The 15675-nt window shown below is 42.7% G+C and carries 14 protein-coding genes; 10 read left to right on the top strand and 4 right to left on the bottom strand.

Going from position 1 to position 15675, the window contains the following annotated elements:
• Positions 1 to 94 precede the first annotated feature (94 nt).
• Complete coding sequence (locus FTV34_RS08730; RefSeq protein WP_180069947.1) at positions 95 to 1306, top strand: multidrug effflux MFS transporter; 1212 nt, start codon at positions 95 to 97, stop codon at positions 1304 to 1306.
• 79 nt (positions 1307 to 1385) lie between these two features.
• Here the strand turns inward: FTV34_RS08730 and FTV34_RS08725 are convergent, their stop codons facing one another.
• The gene (locus tag FTV34_RS08725) at positions 1386 to 2093 is read right to left on the bottom strand and encodes a nitroreductase (protein WP_180014575.1); all 708 of its coding nucleotides are present in this window, start codon (positions 2091 to 2093) and stop codon (positions 1386 to 1388) included.
• Positions 2094 to 3020: 927 nt separating this feature from the next.
• Here FTV34_RS08725 and gltS point away from each other — a divergent pair.
• Both gltS and FTV34_RS08715 read left to right on the top strand, forming a co-directional pair.
• Positions 3021 to 4259, top strand: a complete 1239-nt coding sequence (gene gltS / locus FTV34_RS08720; protein ID WP_166137667.1) for a sodium/glutamate symporter — start codon at positions 3021 to 3023, stop codon at positions 4257 to 4259.
• Positions 4260 to 4301: 42 nt separating this feature from the next.
• Positions 4302 to 5777 (top strand): sodium:alanine symporter family protein, encoded by a 1476-nt coding sequence (locus tag FTV34_RS08715; protein WP_180069945.1) that lies wholly within the window; start codon positions 4302 to 4304, stop codon positions 5775 to 5777.
• Between the two features lie 52 nt (positions 5778 to 5829).
• Here the strand turns inward: FTV34_RS08715 and chrA are convergent, their stop codons facing one another.
• Entirely contained in the window at positions 5830 to 7044 is a 1215-nt protein-coding gene (gene chrA, locus FTV34_RS08710) for a chromate efflux transporter (RefSeq protein ID WP_180069943.1), read from the bottom strand.
• Between the two features lie 121 nt (positions 7045 to 7165).
• Between chrA and FTV34_RS08705 the strand changes: the two genes are divergently transcribed.
• The 7 genes from FTV34_RS08705 (at position 7166) to FTV34_RS08675 (ending at position 13095) form a co-directional block, all read left to right on the top strand.
• Positions 7166 to 8161: a patatin-like phospholipase family protein gene (locus FTV34_RS08705; protein WP_180069941.1), complete on the top strand. Its 996-nt coding sequence runs from the start codon at positions 7166 to 7168 to the stop codon at positions 8159 to 8161.
• Between the two features lie 333 nt (positions 8162 to 8494).
• Positions 8495 to 8671 carry a hypothetical protein gene (locus FTV34_RS08700; RefSeq protein WP_162835329.1) on the top strand — a complete coding sequence of 59 codons (177 nt, stop codon included), beginning with the start codon at positions 8495 to 8497 and terminating at the stop codon, positions 8669 to 8671.
• Positions 8672 to 8987: 316 nt separating this feature from the next.
• A complete protein-coding gene (locus FTV34_RS08695) occupies positions 8988 to 9509 on the top strand; it encodes an acyl-CoA thioesterase (protein WP_004784949.1) in 522 nt (173 codons plus the stop codon).
• A 142-nt stretch (positions 9510 to 9651) separates the two neighbouring features.
• Positions 9652 to 10215: a TetR/AcrR family transcriptional regulator gene (locus tag FTV34_RS08690; RefSeq protein ID WP_166137661.1), complete on the top strand. Its 564-nt coding sequence runs from the start codon at positions 9652 to 9654 to the stop codon at positions 10213 to 10215.
• 41 nt (positions 10216 to 10256) lie between these two features.
• Complete coding sequence (locus tag FTV34_RS08685; RefSeq protein ID WP_159123386.1) at positions 10257 to 11459, top strand: MFS transporter; 1203 nt, start codon at positions 10257 to 10259, stop codon at positions 11457 to 11459.
• A 1-nt stretch (position 11460) separates the two neighbouring features.
• Positions 11461 to 12357: a LysR substrate-binding domain-containing protein gene (locus FTV34_RS08680; protein WP_159123387.1), complete on the top strand. Its 897-nt coding sequence runs from the start codon at positions 11461 to 11463 to the stop codon at positions 12355 to 12357.
• A gap of 123 nt (positions 12358 to 12480) precedes the next feature.
• Positions 12481 to 13095 (top strand): glutathione S-transferase family protein, encoded by a 615-nt coding sequence (locus tag FTV34_RS08675; protein ID WP_180069976.1) that lies wholly within the window; start codon positions 12481 to 12483, stop codon positions 13093 to 13095.
• Between the two features lie 61 nt (positions 13096 to 13156).
• Here FTV34_RS08675 and FTV34_RS08670 read toward each other — a convergent pair whose 3' ends face one another.
• Together FTV34_RS08670 and FTV34_RS08665 are read right to left on the bottom strand one after the other, a co-directional pair.
• On the bottom strand, positions 13157 to 14761 hold the full coding sequence (locus FTV34_RS08670; protein ID WP_166137655.1) for a bifunctional 3-(3-hydroxy-phenyl)propionate/3-hydroxycinnamic acid hydroxylase: 1605 nt from the start codon (positions 14759 to 14761) through the stop codon (positions 13157 to 13159).
• A 327-nt stretch (positions 14762 to 15088) separates the two neighbouring features.
• Complete coding sequence (locus FTV34_RS08665) at positions 15089 to 15343, bottom strand: hypothetical protein (protein WP_034170131.1); 255 nt, start codon at positions 15341 to 15343, stop codon at positions 15089 to 15091.
• Between the last annotated feature and the right edge of the window lie 332 nt (positions 15344 to 15675).

Here is a 15675-nt window from a genome sequence, read left to right as displayed (position 1 = left end):
GAAAAAGTATATTTATAACTTTTAATTTCCATGTAAATCATACTATGCGCTATGTTAATTTGTCTGCCTACTGCGCATTAAAATCTTTAATTACATGAACTCCAATACGACAGCACCACGACCTTATGCCATGTCCTGGATTATTTTGCTGGCTTCACTGACTGCACTTGGTCCTTTATCCATTGATATGTATCTCTCTGCCTTGCCAGAAATGGCAGCGGATTTTGGTGTCAGTACCCAGATGGTCTCCAATAGTCTGCCAGCTTATTTCCTTGGACTGGCGGTTGGGCAGTTGCTATATGGCCCGATCAGTGACCGGATTGGACGTAAGCCACCGCTTTATTTTGGATTGAGTCTGTATATTCTGGCCAGCCTGTTATGTATGTTTGCACAGAATGAATGGAGCCTGATTGCAGCACGGGTATTACAAGCCTTAGGAGGATGTGTAGGAGTCGTGGTTGCCCGAGCAACCATTCGTGATCGGCTGGATATGCAGGCGGCTGCCCAGGCCTTTGCCAGCATGATGATTGTAACGACCATTGCACCGATTATTGCGCCAAGTCTCGGCGCATGGGTACTGATGTTCTTTGAGTGGAATATTATTTTCTTGGTGCTGATGGGTTGTGGCTTGTTTAGTCTGGTCTGTGTGCATTTTTTCTTTCAGGAAACCTTGCCCTCGGAACGCCGTCTTAAACTGAATTTGCAACAGGTATTGAGTTTATACCGAACCATTTTTCAGGATGAAAGTTTCAGACGACCGATGCTGGTGGGCTGTTTTTCTGGGGCGGTGATGTTCTGCTATATCAGCGCTTCTTCAGCCATTCTGATGGATCATTATCATCTGACCGAGCAGCAGTTTGCTTATGCTTTCGGGGGGAATGCCATTGGAATCATGCTGTTCTCGACCCTGAATAAGCATCTGGCTCAATATCTTTCAGTATTAAGTCGCTTAAAACTAGGTGCTTCTTTACAGGGAATCGGTGTCCTGGCTTTACTGGTTTTAGGCTATCTGAATATTGAATCTGTTGTCCTAGTTATGGCGGCCTTATTTGTCGTTGTGGCCTCGATTGGTTTTGTGGGACCGAATGCGATGGCGCTGGCCATGGCAGAACAGGGCGCGCGTGCGGGAACCGCCAGTGCGATCATGGGCAGTATGCAATTTGCCTGCGGTTTGTTGGGTGGGGTTTTGCTGAACTTTATGCTGTGGGATGCTTTATTCAATATGGCCTTGGTAATGGCGATCTTTGTAGTTATAGCCTTTAGATCTGTATTGAAATTAGAACTGCCTAGAGTTAAACAGAAATAAGGAGCTGCAAGAACTCTATATCTCTGTCAGACAATCCAAGCAGCTCAAAGTTGATGCTTGGATCATGGCTTATCAAATCTTATTCATCTACAAAAACGGCAAATTCCTCTACCGGGACACGTGGGGTGATAAAGGTATTTACGATATGGTCTGGATCTGCATAGCCTAGTGACATGCCACAGACCAGCTCTTCATCTTCACCTGCTCCCAGTACATCTAGCACAATGCTATGAAAATGATTCCAGGCAGCCTGCGGACAGGTATCCAGACCACGTGCCTTGGCAGCCAGCATCACGTTTTGAATCATCATGGAAATATCCATTTTTGAACCTACGCCCAAATCTTTATGTAAGGTGAAGAATAGCCCCACTGGTGCATCAAACAGTTCAAAATTACGCAGGTTCTGGCGCGCCATTTTTTCTTTTTCGCCTTTCTGGATATTCAGCAAACCATATAAGCCCCAGCCATTTTCACGGCGTCGGTCGATATAAGGAGAGAACCATTGTTCGGGATAATAGGCAAAGGTTTCTTTATATTGCTCGGCCAGTGCCGGATTCTGGTAAAGCTCCATTTGCGCCTGACAGACACGCTGCACCAGCTCATCACGCTTTTTCCCTGTCAGCACATATACTTTCCATGGCTGGGTATTGGTCCCTGAAGGGGCGCGGCTGGCCACAGTCAAAATGTCTTTGAGCATGCCGGTACTGACCGGCGTATCCAGAAAAGCACGAACTGAATGACGGGAAGTAATGGTTTGATCTACAGCATGAACGAGGTTTTGATCCATTCTAATTTCCAATCTCATATCCTTAATGATGGTGAACTGACTATAAACCAAACAAACTCTGTCGGGCAGGGGGAATTTTAGTTTCACAGTGAATTATGATGATTAATAAAAATCACATGAATGAGAATGCACTTAAGAGATATAGAAGTTATATAAATAGCCTAAGAAATTTATTGAATGCTTAAACAAAACTCCTTCTAAACATGCAACCGATATTTTAGATGCTGATATCTTGAGCAATTAACATCGATGGCTGGAACTAAAAGGAAAGTTAAGAACAAAATAGAATGAATAAAATTCAATCTTAAAAATAAAATTAAATATCCGTTTTTACGTTCAATTAATATTTTATTTCGATTAAAATTTGGGGGTAGTAAACTATAAAAAATAAGAAGTTATAATTATTTTTTATATATTCACTAACTATAGTTAATAAAAAACAATAAAACTTTATACAAAGAAACAGCATAATGTGCGACTTTTCAGTTGAATACATGCATTTTGAAGAAATAATGAAGATTGCATGGTCAAGCTCTATTTGAAATATCTTATTGCAAATGACTTGATGAACTCAGTTAGGTTAAAAGCACTCATGCAGCAATTCATGCTGGTTGAGAAGTAAAAAAATATAGGCTGGATGTTATCGCTATGAGTTGCACGTTTAGATGAATTTACGCATCTGGCGTAGCTTATGCAATCAGCAAAAGGCCGTTTTTCGCTTTTATAAATCTCTCACTGAATATGATCATCACGATGATATTCATAAGTTTGAAACAGATGCGGAATGCTTTGTTGATTCTAAAGGCGATGGATGAATGAAGTAGATGACAATTACATGGGGTAATGTAAGGTTTTCTTCTGTGGAAATGAATCGCAACACGACTTTTAGAATGACAAAAATTCAGAACCATCTTGGACAAAAAAATTATGGATTTTACTTTTAACGCATTTTATACCCTGATCGCTGCAGTAATTGTGCTATTACTGGGCCGGTTTCTGGTAGATAAAATCGATTTTCTAAAACGTTACAACATTCCTGAACCTGTCGCAGGTGGTCTGGTTGCAGCGGTTATCTCTCTGCTGGTTCATTCGTTCTGGGGCTACAGCATTACCACGAGCGCGGAACTGCAAACCAGTTTTATGCTGATTTTCTTTGCTTCGATCGGTCTGAGTGCGAACTTCGCTAAATTACGCGAAGGCGGGATCGGACTGGTGATCTTCCTGGTTGCCATCTCAACATTTATTGCCCTACAAAATGCAGTGGGTATGGGGCTGGCAAGCTTGTTAGGTATTGATCCTCTGATCGGTCTGATTGCCGGTTCGATTACCTTGACTGGTGGACACGGTACTGCTGGCGCCTGGGGTGAAATTATGGAGGTTGAGCATGGTATTCAGGGGGCTTTGGCGCTCGGGATGGCAAGTGCAACCTTTGGTCTGATCATTGGTGGTGTTATCGGTGGACCTTTGGCGAAACTGTTGATTAACCGTCATAATCTTGCGGTGGCACGTACCGATCAGCAGATCGAAAAGCGTGACAATACGCCAATGGACAGCACAACAGATGAATATGTGCAATTTGAATATCCACATCGTGTCCGTCTGATCACCGCTGATAATGCCATTACCACACTTGGTCTGTTTGCAGGCTGTCTGGCATTTGCAGAACTGATGACTGGCTTCAGTAAAGATACAGTATTTGAACTGCCAACATTTGTATGGGCACTGGCAGGTGGCGTGATTCTGCGTAACGTGCTGGAAGGCATCCTGAAAATCCAGATCTTCGACCGTGCGATTGATGTGTTTGGTAATGCTTCATTGTCGCTTTATCTGGCCATGGCGCTGCTGTCATTAAAATTATGGCAACTGGCGGATCTGGCAGGACCATTGATGGTGATTCTCGGTGCACAGACCTTGACTATGGCTTTATATGCAGCATTTGTCACTTTCCGGGTGATGGGCAAAAACTACGATGCCGCAGTACTTGCTGCAGGTCACTGTGGTTTCGGGATGGGTGCAACCCCAACGGCTGTTGCCAATATGCAGGCGATTACCAATATGTATGGCGCTTCGCATAAAGCCTTTCTGATCGTTCCATTATGTGGTGCTTTCTTCGTTGACTTGATTAATGCCACGATCATCCAGATGATCTTGAAATTTTTCGTCTAATTTTAAGCTTGATAATGAGTCATAAGCTCATAAGGATATGACATGAATGATCAGCTAAATGAAACCTTACTGGGCTGGGTCGATGCCTTAAATGGTCCACTCTGGGACTTTTTGGTGGTGTTTCTAGTCGCAGTCGGTATTTTGTATACGATCATGACCGGTGCAGTACAGATCCGTTTATTCTGGCACAGTATCAAAGTCATGAAACGTAGTCGTGGCAAGGTCGATGATGACCATGGTATTACGCCGTTTCAGGCCTTTGTAACAGGTCTGGCTAGCCGGGTCGGTGTGGGTAATGTTGCAGGTGTTGCCATTGCGATTGCTGTCGGTGGTCCAGGTGCTGTGTTCTGGATGTGGTTTACTGCATTTCTGGGAATGAGTTCTGCTTTTGTAGAATCATCATTAGCCCAGTTGTTTAAAGTTCGGGATAACAAGAATCAGCAATTCCGTGGTGGACCTGCGTATTACATTACTCAGGGTCTTAAACAGAAATGGCTGGGAATTGTCTTTGCAATTGCACTGATTACGACCTATGGCTTTGTGTTCAATGCCGTGCAGGCCAATGCCATTACGGGTGCAACCTCACATGCCTGGGGCTGGAATGAAGCCAATCTGATGTTGCCATTAGGTGGTTTCGATCTGGAAGTTTCCTGGATTGGTCTGGTCTTGGTCTTGATTACGGCCATGATTATTTTTGGCGGGATCAAACGGATTGCAAAAGTTGCTGAAGGGGTGGTCCCTTTCATGGCAGTTCTTTATCTGGGTGTAGCTTTATATATCGCCGTCATCAATTACGATATATTGCCGTCTATTTTTCAGCTGATCTTTAGCAAAGCATTTGAGTTTGAAGCAGCTGCAGGCGGTTTCTTCGGTGCCATGATCTCGATGGCCATGATGATGGGGATTAAGCGCGGTTTATTTTCGAATGAAGCGGGGATGGGTTCAGCACCGAATGCGGCGGCTGCCTCTGACGTGAAACATCCGGTGAATCAGGGTCTGGTTCAAATGCTTGGCGTATTTGTAGATACCTTCGTTGTGTGTTCATGTACCGCTATCGTGATTCTGGTTTCTGGCCTATATGAAAATGCCGGTTTTGAAGGCGTGACCTTGACCCAGATGGCGCTTGAAAGCCAGATTGGTGCTTGGGGCGATGACTTCCTGGCCTTGATTCTGTTCCTGTTTGCCTATTCTTCTATCATTGGTAACTATGCCTATGCAGAAGGAAATATTCAGTTCATCAATAATAACAGCAAGGTCATGTTTATTTTCCGGTTGCTGGTATTGTTTATGGTGTATTTCGGCTCGATTGCCAGTGTACCGTTGATCTGGAATATGGCGGACCTGTTCATGGGCGTCATGGCCAGTATTAACCTGATTGCGATTGTACTGCTGATGCCATTTATTTTGATGCTGCTCAAGGACTATACCGGTCAGCTGAAACGTGGCATCGAGCAACCAGAGTTTAAGCTCGATGATCATCCGAAATTTAAAGATAAAGTTAAATCAGATATCTGGTAAGACTTGAGCAAAAGCCCCGACTGGTTCGGGGCTTTTTTATGGGTTTAAATGGTTAGAATGACACAACATTAAGATAGCTTTGATATAGGATAAATCCGGCAATCAGGCTGAACCAGACTGGTAATTTCAAGCGTAACAGTAGAATCATCACGATGACAAAAACCAGATCAGACCAGAAACGAAAATATGCCTGAGAGAGATCAATCAGCAAATATAAAAGTAGTCCGACCACTGCCGCATTAATCCCGCTTACCGCCTGAAAAATAATACGTTGTTGCATTAACCATGACCAATAAGGCAAAGTAGCAAAAATCAGAAAAAACGAAGGCAGGAAAATGGCACAGGTTGCTAACAGTGCATTAATCCAGGGTGAGCCTGTCCAAGGCAACAGAGCACCGACATAGCTGGAAAAACTAAATAATGGACCCGGCATCAATTGGGCAAATGCATAACCTAGATCGAAAGATTGGGGCGAAAGTAAATTGGTCGCCACAAAGTCCTGATGCAGCAAAGGCAGAATGACATGCCCGCCACCAAAGACCAATGAGCCAGTTTGATAGAAATCAGCAAAAAATGCGAGTTCAGGCCAAGAACCAGATTTGACTAGTATAGGAATCAGAAAAAATGGTAATAAAAATGCGATGAACCAGTAAGGTGCATGACGTGGCCGAATATAGCTTGAGTGAATGGTAGATGAATTTGAAGCAGGCTTATTTTCCTGAGGAGAATTGGAAAATTTTGCCATTACGAGGCCAAAAACTGCCCCTAAAATAATGACCAGTAGCTGGTTCAAACTGATACTAATGAAGCTCAGAATCAGGACGGAAATGAAGACCAGTACATATTGCCAGATGCTCTTGCAGAAGCTATTGAGCATTTGCCAGAATGCCCAGACGATTACAGAAAAAACGATCAATTGAATGCTATGAAAGCTGTTTGAGTTTAGAATATGGAAATAGTACTGACCAAGTACGGCGATCAAGCTCATCAAAAGCGCTGAAGGTAAGGTAAACCCAAGCCAGGCCATGAATGCTCCAGCATAACCCCTTTGCAGATAGCCAATTGAAAGGCCTACCTGACTGCTGCTTGGGCCGGGCAAAAGCTGCGCTAATGCAACCAGCTGTCCATATTGTGTCGCATTTAACCACTGTAACTGGTCGACAAATTTACGGTGAAAAAACACCAGATGCGCTGCCGGTCCACCGAATGCCATACAGCCCAGTTGCAGGAAAGTGAGAAAGATCCGGTACAGTGAAGGTGTATTCATACAGTGGCTGAAAATTGAAAGACATTAGTGCAACTGTATGACAGTTTTACGAAATTCTACAGATTATTTAAGCATGTGTTTATACACTATGCTGCTTTAACAAAATGAGGACGTGCTCTGCATGCAGAAATATGTACTGAGTATATTGGCGATGACAATGGTAGGTCTGAGCGGCTGCCAAACGACATCCGGTTTGAATCAACCTAACTCTAGTCATATTAAATCTGCCAGTTCAGTAGCAGAAGCCCAGGCACGTCCAAACCAGATCAATTTCCGCAAGATCAAGCAAACAGAAAACCGTCCGGTGATTGCACTGGTTCTTGGCAGTGGCGGTGCGCGTGGCTATGCACATATCGGGGCGATTGAAGTGTTGGAACAGGCAGGTATACAACCAGACTTTATTGTGGGAACCAGTGCCGGCAGTATTGTCGGCTCCATTTATGCCAGTGGTAAACCGGCGATTGAACTGCGTAATATTGCATTAAGCATGAAAGCGACTGATGTTCGCGACATCAAGCTGGACCGTAAAGGCTTTTTTGATGGCAAAAAAGTTGAAAATTATGTGAATTTACAGGTTGATCAGACGCCTCTGCAAGCCATGAAAATCCCGATGTTTGTGGTAGCCACAGCCTTGAAAGAGGGTAAGCGGGTAGTCTTCAATTATGGTAATACCGGTCAGGCAGTACGTGCATCCGTTTCTATTCCAAGCATGTTTATTCCCACTGTCATCCAGAAAAAAGAATATGTGGATGGAGGACTGGTCAGTCCGGTACCGGTCAAAGTAGCTCGTGAGTTGGGCGCTGATATTGTGATTGCTGTCGATATTCTGGCACAGCCGATCCATACCGAAACCACCAATGTCTGGGGCCTATTCAACCAGAACATCAATATCATGCAGCAACGTCTAGCTTCTGAGGAACTGCAATACGCCGATGTAGTGATTCAACCAGACTTACGCGAAAAAGGTCATATCTTTGACGTGCGTGGCAGGGAGTTGACCATGGATGCTGGGATTGAGGCGGCTAAACTCAAGCTACCAGAAATTGCTCAGGTCTATCAGAAGCATAATTATAGTCAAGGTCATCAGATTCCATTGCTCTTGGCTCAGCAACAATAGTTTGTTCTAAGATTTTGAATAAAGTATTTATTTTTCAAATAGATGTATAAAGATATTCACCACTTTCCTCATATAGGTGAAAAGCGGCTCATTTTTGCTCATCGTTTTTAGAGATGAGCTGATGTTTTCTACCTATTGAAAGTCACTTAAAGCCCAAGTTTTAATGGGAAATAAATCTTTGAATTATAAAAATATAGTGATTTTATGAAAATATTTTAAGGCTATTTTTTGATTTTAACAAAATTATTCACAGACTTAAGTTAAACAACTGTTCAAAAGCTTAGAAGATCATGACAGAATAAAAATCGACAGATTAATAAATGTAAAAGCCATATGAATCACATCGAAATTGGCCAGCAAGTCACATTAGCTCAGTTTGAAAATACGATTTTTACTGTAACTAAAGTTCATCCCGATGGTTCTTTTACCGTTGAAACGATATTGCATGGCCAGCAGACTTTAAGTTATGAGAATGTGGCGCGAGAAATGTTGAGACAAGTGCCTGCTTAATTCGAGGTTATTTTTTGTTAATGCATGCAGTTTTCTTAAACCGAGTTGTGCATGCTTAATGGAAAATTTCTTCATTGCAGTGCATTGATTCAAGAAAATACTTTAGTGGATAAATTCCTGTTTATTTTATAGTTACTGAAAATAACTTTCTGATGATTTCTATGGATCCTCAGAGGGATATCTTTTTTTTTGTATGGAGAAAAATTTCATATCAAGAATTATGATGTTTTATTTGCCGAATTGAACATTTTATTTAGGCCAAAAACGCTATAATAATGGTCTATATCATTGTCATTCAAAGAGTTCAGAGAAAACGATGGCCCCTTTAGATCAAATTGCAACAGCATCGGATGACCAGTCAGAGTTAACGATGTCGGTTCTTATGACGCCAGATATGGCGAACTTTTCAGGAAATGTACATGGTGGAACAATTCTGAAATTATTGGACCAGGTTGCTTATGCTTGTGCGAGTCGCTATTCGGGTAGTTATGTCGTAACCCTGTCTGTAGACAAAGTAAATTTCAAAGAACCGATTCATGTGGGTGAGCTGGTGACTTTCCTGGCAAGTGTGAACCATGTAGGTCGTACTTCAATGGAAATTGGCATTCGTGTAGAAGCGCAAAATATTCAGAAACGTACTGTACGCCATACCAATAGTTGCTACTTCACGATGGTCGCTGTTGATGAAAATGGTAAGCCTAAACAGATTCCACCGCTGAATCTGGACAATGACTGGAAACGTTGCCGTTTTGAAGCAGCTGAACAACGTAAAGTTGCCCGTCTGCAGGAAAATCATCATCCTTCATGCAGTATCTATAAAAAATCAGCGCATAGCTAAGAACTAAACTTAATTTGCTTATTAAAAAGACCTTCAATGAGAGGTCTTTTTTTTGCCTATAAAATTCATTTAACTCTGGCTTAAGCCTCTTTTTTAATCTAATATGAAACGATACGTATCGTTTTGTTTTTTGGTTTTAAGCATGAGTGAAGAAGAAAAATGTTCACGGCGTCAGCACAGTATTCTGCAGGCGGTTTCGGATGCACTGGCAGAAGGTGAATATCATCAGCTAACGATTGAAGATGTGGCTGCACGGGCAGGGGTTGGCAAATCTACGATTTACCGCTGGTGGAAACATAAATCTGAACTGGTACTAGATGCTTTCAAGCAGCGCACAGCAGGGGTATTTGAACTGGATGCTTCACAAAGCTTGCGCAGCAATCTGGTTCAACAGCTAACTCTGCTGGTTCAGGCGCTTAATCATCCGGTAGGCCGAGCTTTGCTGGTCGTTATGGCCAATCATCGGGAGCTGGCTGCAGACTTTTTTCAGCAGTATCTATTACCACGTCGAAAACAAACCCACCAATTGATTCAACAGGCCATCGAGCGTGGGGAATTACGTGCGGATTATCCTTTTGATCTGATGCTGGACACCTTGTACGGGCCGATTCATTACCAGATCATTTTCTTCAACCGCATGCCGGATGATCAATATATCCAGAATCTGGTAGATCTGGCCTTAAGCCCAGCTTTGATTTCTCCCTGAGTTTAGTCAGTTCTTAAATTTGTTTTTAAAAGTTGCGTGTTATGTCTGCTAGTCCTGAGCGCTTATGGAATCGCTCCTTTATTCTGTGTTTATTGAACAATCTGTTCCTGTTTGTCTATTACTTTGCCTTACTGACCATTCTGCCGGTTTATATCATGAAAGATCTGGGCGGATCAGTCAAAGAAGCAGGTTTGGCTTTGACCCTGTTCTTAGTTTCATCCATCGCCATTCGACCTTTTTCTGGCATGATCATCGAGAAACTCGGCAAGAAATTGGCAATGCGCGGAGCCGGAGTTATTTTTGCCTTATTTTCCTTTAGTTATCTGCTGGTCGATAGCATGTGGTCATTATTGGCAGTGCGTTTCTTACATGGGATCTGGTTCAGCATACTGACGACGGTCACCGTTCCCGTTGCAAATGAGTTTATTCCGGAATCTCGTAAGGGTGAGGGCATGGGCTATTTTGTCATGTCGACTAATCTGGGTGTGGTATTTGGTCCATTACTGGCCTTAACCGTAGTTCAGTTCACCAGCTTTAAAGTGCTGTTTGGCTTGCTTGCCGTGATTATCTCTATCGGCTTGATCTTTTCCTTCATGCTGAAAATTACCGAATTAGCAAAACCTCAAGCTACAGTGGTCGAAAAATCAAAATTCAGCCTGCATGACATTATTGAAGTCAAAGTGCTGGCGGTGAGTTTTGTGGCACTGCTCACGGCTTTTGCTTACTCCAGTATCATGAGTTTTATCACGCCCTTTAGTGAAACCAAGCAACTACTGGCTTATACCGGCATCTTCTTTATTGTTTTTGCGGCCTCAATGTTGTTGGTACGGCCTTGGGTGGGCAAAATTTACGACCGTAAAGGACCAAGTGCAGTTATCTATCCTTCCTTTATTTTCTTTGCGATTGGCATGATGATTGTCAGTGTCATGTCCAGCCAATGGACTATGTGGTTGTCTGCGGTATTTATCGGAATTGGTTACGGTTCATTATTTCCATGTTTACAAACTCTAGCGATTCAATCTGTCGAAAAACAGCGTATGGGCCATGCAATTTCTACCTTTTTTACCCTGTTTGATATTGGACTGGCAGTGGGTTCAGTAGTGATGGGTATGATCATTGCGCAATACGGTTTTGAAAAGACCTATATGTTCTGTGCAGTGATGGTGATTTTCACTTTATTGATCTACCGTCAATATGTGGCCAGGAAGCGACCTTCGATTTCAGCATCCTTACCGGAAGAATAAAATGGAATTAAGACATTTACGTTATTTTGTTACAGTGGCTGAAGAGCTGAACTTCACCCGGGCAGCTGAAAAACTGAATACTGTACAGCCTTCACTCAGTCAGCAGATTAAGGATCTGGAGCGTGAAGTGGATGCGCAATTGCTGGAGCGGAATAACCGCAAGGTTGAGCTGACCGAGGCTGGACAGGCTTTTCTAAAGGAAGCTCTGTTGAGCTTAGAACATGCGGAACGTGCCGTGCAGGCAGCCCGTCAGATCGCCCATGCACATAAGGGTCAGCTGAATATCGGCTTCGTACCGGTCGCGGAAATGAAAATTTTTCCTTATATCATGCCGAATATCCGTGCACATTTTCCTGAACTGAAAGCACTGTTTCATAGCCTGACCGATGCAGAACAGTTTAGCGCGCTGAGACAGGGCAGTATTGATATTGCCTTTACCCGCTACCGAGATCAGTCGGATGAGTTTGAGTCCGTTCAGATTTTTGATGAGCCACTGACGCTGATTGTGCCGAAAAATTCTCCGGTCGCAGAAATGCCCTATGTCAGCATCAAGAAGTTTGAAAATCAGGACTTTGTGATTAGTGATGAACAAGCCTCACCACAGCTGCATAAGATTATTGATGATTTCTTTAGGCAGTCGAAACTGAACGTGAATGTGGTGCAGTATTCCACCAATATTCTGCTGAATGTCAATCTGGTCGGCATGGGGGTTGGCTGGAGTCTGGTACCAGCCTATGTGATTCCATTACTCGGCGATAATATTGTGGTGAAAAAAACGCTGGAACCTTTACCGATGATTGCTCTCTATGTCAGTTACCGTAAAAATAACCAGCATCCTGCGATTGAACTGATTCTGAAAGTGCTCAAAGAAAAGTTTTGTGTAGACCTTTTTAAGTAAATTATTGATCTTCCATAAATGAAATGTGTTACAGAAATGATCTGTAGCACATGCTTTTTAATCGCAGAAGAAAATCGCTTTATACTGAAATTCAAAAAATAAGAAATCGGTTGAAGCAGAATGATGAAGCTCTATAACAACCCTCAGTCACGCGGCATGACCTTGCTGCCTATCCTTAAAGAACTACAGATTGAAGACCAGCTTGAGCAGGTGGAAGTTCCTTTTAAAGATATGCATCAACCTGAATATTTTCAGATCAATCCGATGGGTAAAGTTCCCTGTCTGGTTGATCAAGGCGTCGTAATTTCAGAAATGGCGGCTATTATCATCTATCTGGCAGATAAGTATCAGGACAAAGGATTGGCACCCGCTTTAGATGATCCCAAGCGTGGTACTTATTTAAAATGGATTTTCTTCTGTCATGGGCCACTGACTGAATATATTGATGTAAAAAATTTACAAGTATCTCAAGAACAGATTGAAAAGGTCCGAACCAGTTTAAGTTTTGGTAACGAAGCCGCGGTATTTGATTTTTTTAAACGAGGTTTGTCGCATGCCAAGCCTTATCTTTTAGGTGAAAAAGTTTCTGCTGCAGATCTATATGTGGCCTATTGTCTGATCTTCGCAATTAGTACAAAAATTTTGCCGCCGTTGGAAGAATTTAAATCTTTCCTACAGCAGATGGCACGTCGTGATTCTCTCAAAGATATTTCATGGTTTGAGCAATACCGAACTTAGCTTCTATGTTCATCTATAAATAAAAACCACGCCGTAGCGTGGTTTTTTTGACTGAGGTCAATTATTTGACATGGAGCTTGTTAAATAGCGCCTGACTTGTGCTTTCTATAGATTGAGGAATCGCTAAGGCTGCCACGAAGCGGTCTGGACGCAGGATGACGATAGAGTCCTTGGTCTTGCCGAACCAGGTACGAATGTCCGTACCGATATCACCAATGGTGATCACATCTTCGTATTGCTTACGATGTTGATTAGACAATTGAACTGTAGGAATAACCTGGATAAATTTTACGCCAAGTTTTTTCCACTGTTGTATCGTTTGCTTGCTTAAGCCCCATTTCGGATCCACCCCCCAGGCAATGATGGCAAAGTCATTGCCAATCACTTCATCCAGCAATACAGTTTCATCAGACTCCAGTTTCACCTGCGGCTGAATGAACATCTTGCCGACTGGAGAGTCTTTCTGAGTATTGGCCAGCAGGGCACCATCATGATACTTCGGCATAGGCTTAAAGCGCATTTCCAGCAGGTACTGTTTGATTGGCTTGATATAGTTCAATGCGTAAGCAATACCGTCACGAACAAAGCCTTGCCATTTTTTTGGTGGAGCAAGGACGTGGCCTGCCATGACTGAAAGATCGATCATCGCCTTGGCATGATCCTTACGTTCTACCTGGTAAGAGTCCAGTAATTCATGGCTTGCTTTACCCTGGATCACCAATGCAACTTTCCAGGCCAGGTTAAAGGCATCACGCATACCGCTGTTATAGCCTTGGCCTTGCCATACCGGCATGATGTGCGCAGCATCACCAGCAAGCAGGATACGGTCAGCACGGAATTTATCTGCAATACGTGCATTGTGGGTATAGACACGTTGACGAATCACTTCGATTCCATCGGTATTCGGTAAAACTTTAGATAGTAGTTTGGCAATATTTTCTGGTTTGCTGAGTTCTTCCTGAGTTTCGCCTGGCATGACCATGAATTCGAAGCGGCGAATGCCATGCGGTAGGGCAGCTGATACATAAGGACGCACCGGGTCACAGCATAGATAAATATGTGGGGTTGCCAATGGGTCATTATCGATATCAATCACGATCCACTGGTTTGGCGCAGTTTCACCTTCGAATGGAATGTTGAGGGTACGGCGTACATAAGAGTTTCCACCATCACAGGCAATCAGGTATTGCGCACGAATGGTTTCTAAGCTGCCATTTTTAGTCTGAACATTTAAAGTTACACCCTCAGCATCCTGGCTGAAATGCGTCAGATGGCGAGAGAACAGTACTTCAGTTTTCTTATATTGTTTGAGTCCTTCTAGCAGAACGTTATCTACTTGTGGCTGAATGAAAGCATTACGGCGGGAGAAACCAAATTCACGAGTCAGTGGCTGAATGTCTGCGAAGCAACGGCCTTTGGGTGTCAGGAAGCGCATGGCATGATTCGGGGTAGTATGCGGCAAGACCTGATCAACCAGTCCCAAAGATTGAATGGTACGCAAGGATTCATCATCAATGCCGATGGCACGCGGGTAATCGATCAGACTATCTAGCTGTTCAACTACGGTGACTTGTATACCCTGTTTGCTTAAATAGTTGGCAATCGTTAAACCTACCGGGCCAGCCCCCAAAATCGCCACTTCAGTGGTGTAATTTGTATTGCTCATAGCGAATGTCCATTCAATCAATTCAGGATTGAGACTATTAAGGAACAATCAATAGCGCTAAACAAGCTAGTCCATAGTAGGTCATGTCTATCAAAAAGATTTAGTTGAAAAGATTTTAGTTTTAATAAATTATTGATAATAAATAATAATATTTAAATTTATTCATAAGATGAATGAATCCTATGATCATTTCTGGCTATAGTGAATAGCCTATAAGGTATAAAAAAGCTGAATCACGCAGTTGCATGATTCAGCCTCAGTCTACATCCGGCAGCATAGGTTGAACCTACTGGAGATTTACTATACCAGATGTTGCTTTAAACCTGATTAGCGAGTCGATGTCGACTTAGTCGTTTTTTTACCATCTTTGTCTTCTGTAGCAGCTTCAGACGCAGCAGGCTGGTCAGCAGGTCCAGCCGTGGTTACATTCGGATTTGGATTATTCGTTGCAGGAAGTTCCTGAGTTGTCACAGTGACTTTCTGTTCCTCAGTGGTCTTCGTGTCAGTGGTATTGTTTGCTGCAAAACTGGTAGCTGCGGCTGCAGTAAGCGTTGTTGCAAGTAAGATTTGTGCATATTTCATGTTGAGCATCCTTTTTATTACATTTATAAACTGCCGAATGACCATCACATCAATCCGGCAGGAATTCATCCTAAGCATGGAAATTTTATGGAGCAAAGCAATTAACAAAAGCCGCACGAAGCTGTTAACCAAGCAAATACAATCATTGGAAATCTGTTTTCTTCTGTTAAATGTATAGGATATTGTTAGCTGGAAATGTGTGTAAATATTTCAAATATAGCATTTAAGTGAACTAGTTAACGGTTAAGAAGTGCTTAATACAGACTATTATTTTTATTCGAACCGAGATAAATAGAATCTAATCATCCAAGAATGAACATTTTTGCAAGAGT

This window comes from Acinetobacter sp. YH16038, assembly GCF_013417275.1.
Taxonomy (GTDB): Bacteria; Pseudomonadota; Gammaproteobacteria; order Pseudomonadales; family Moraxellaceae; genus Acinetobacter.
The sequence above is the reverse complement of the archived record's forward strand: the minus strand, read 5'-3'. Positions and strand labels throughout refer to the sequence as shown.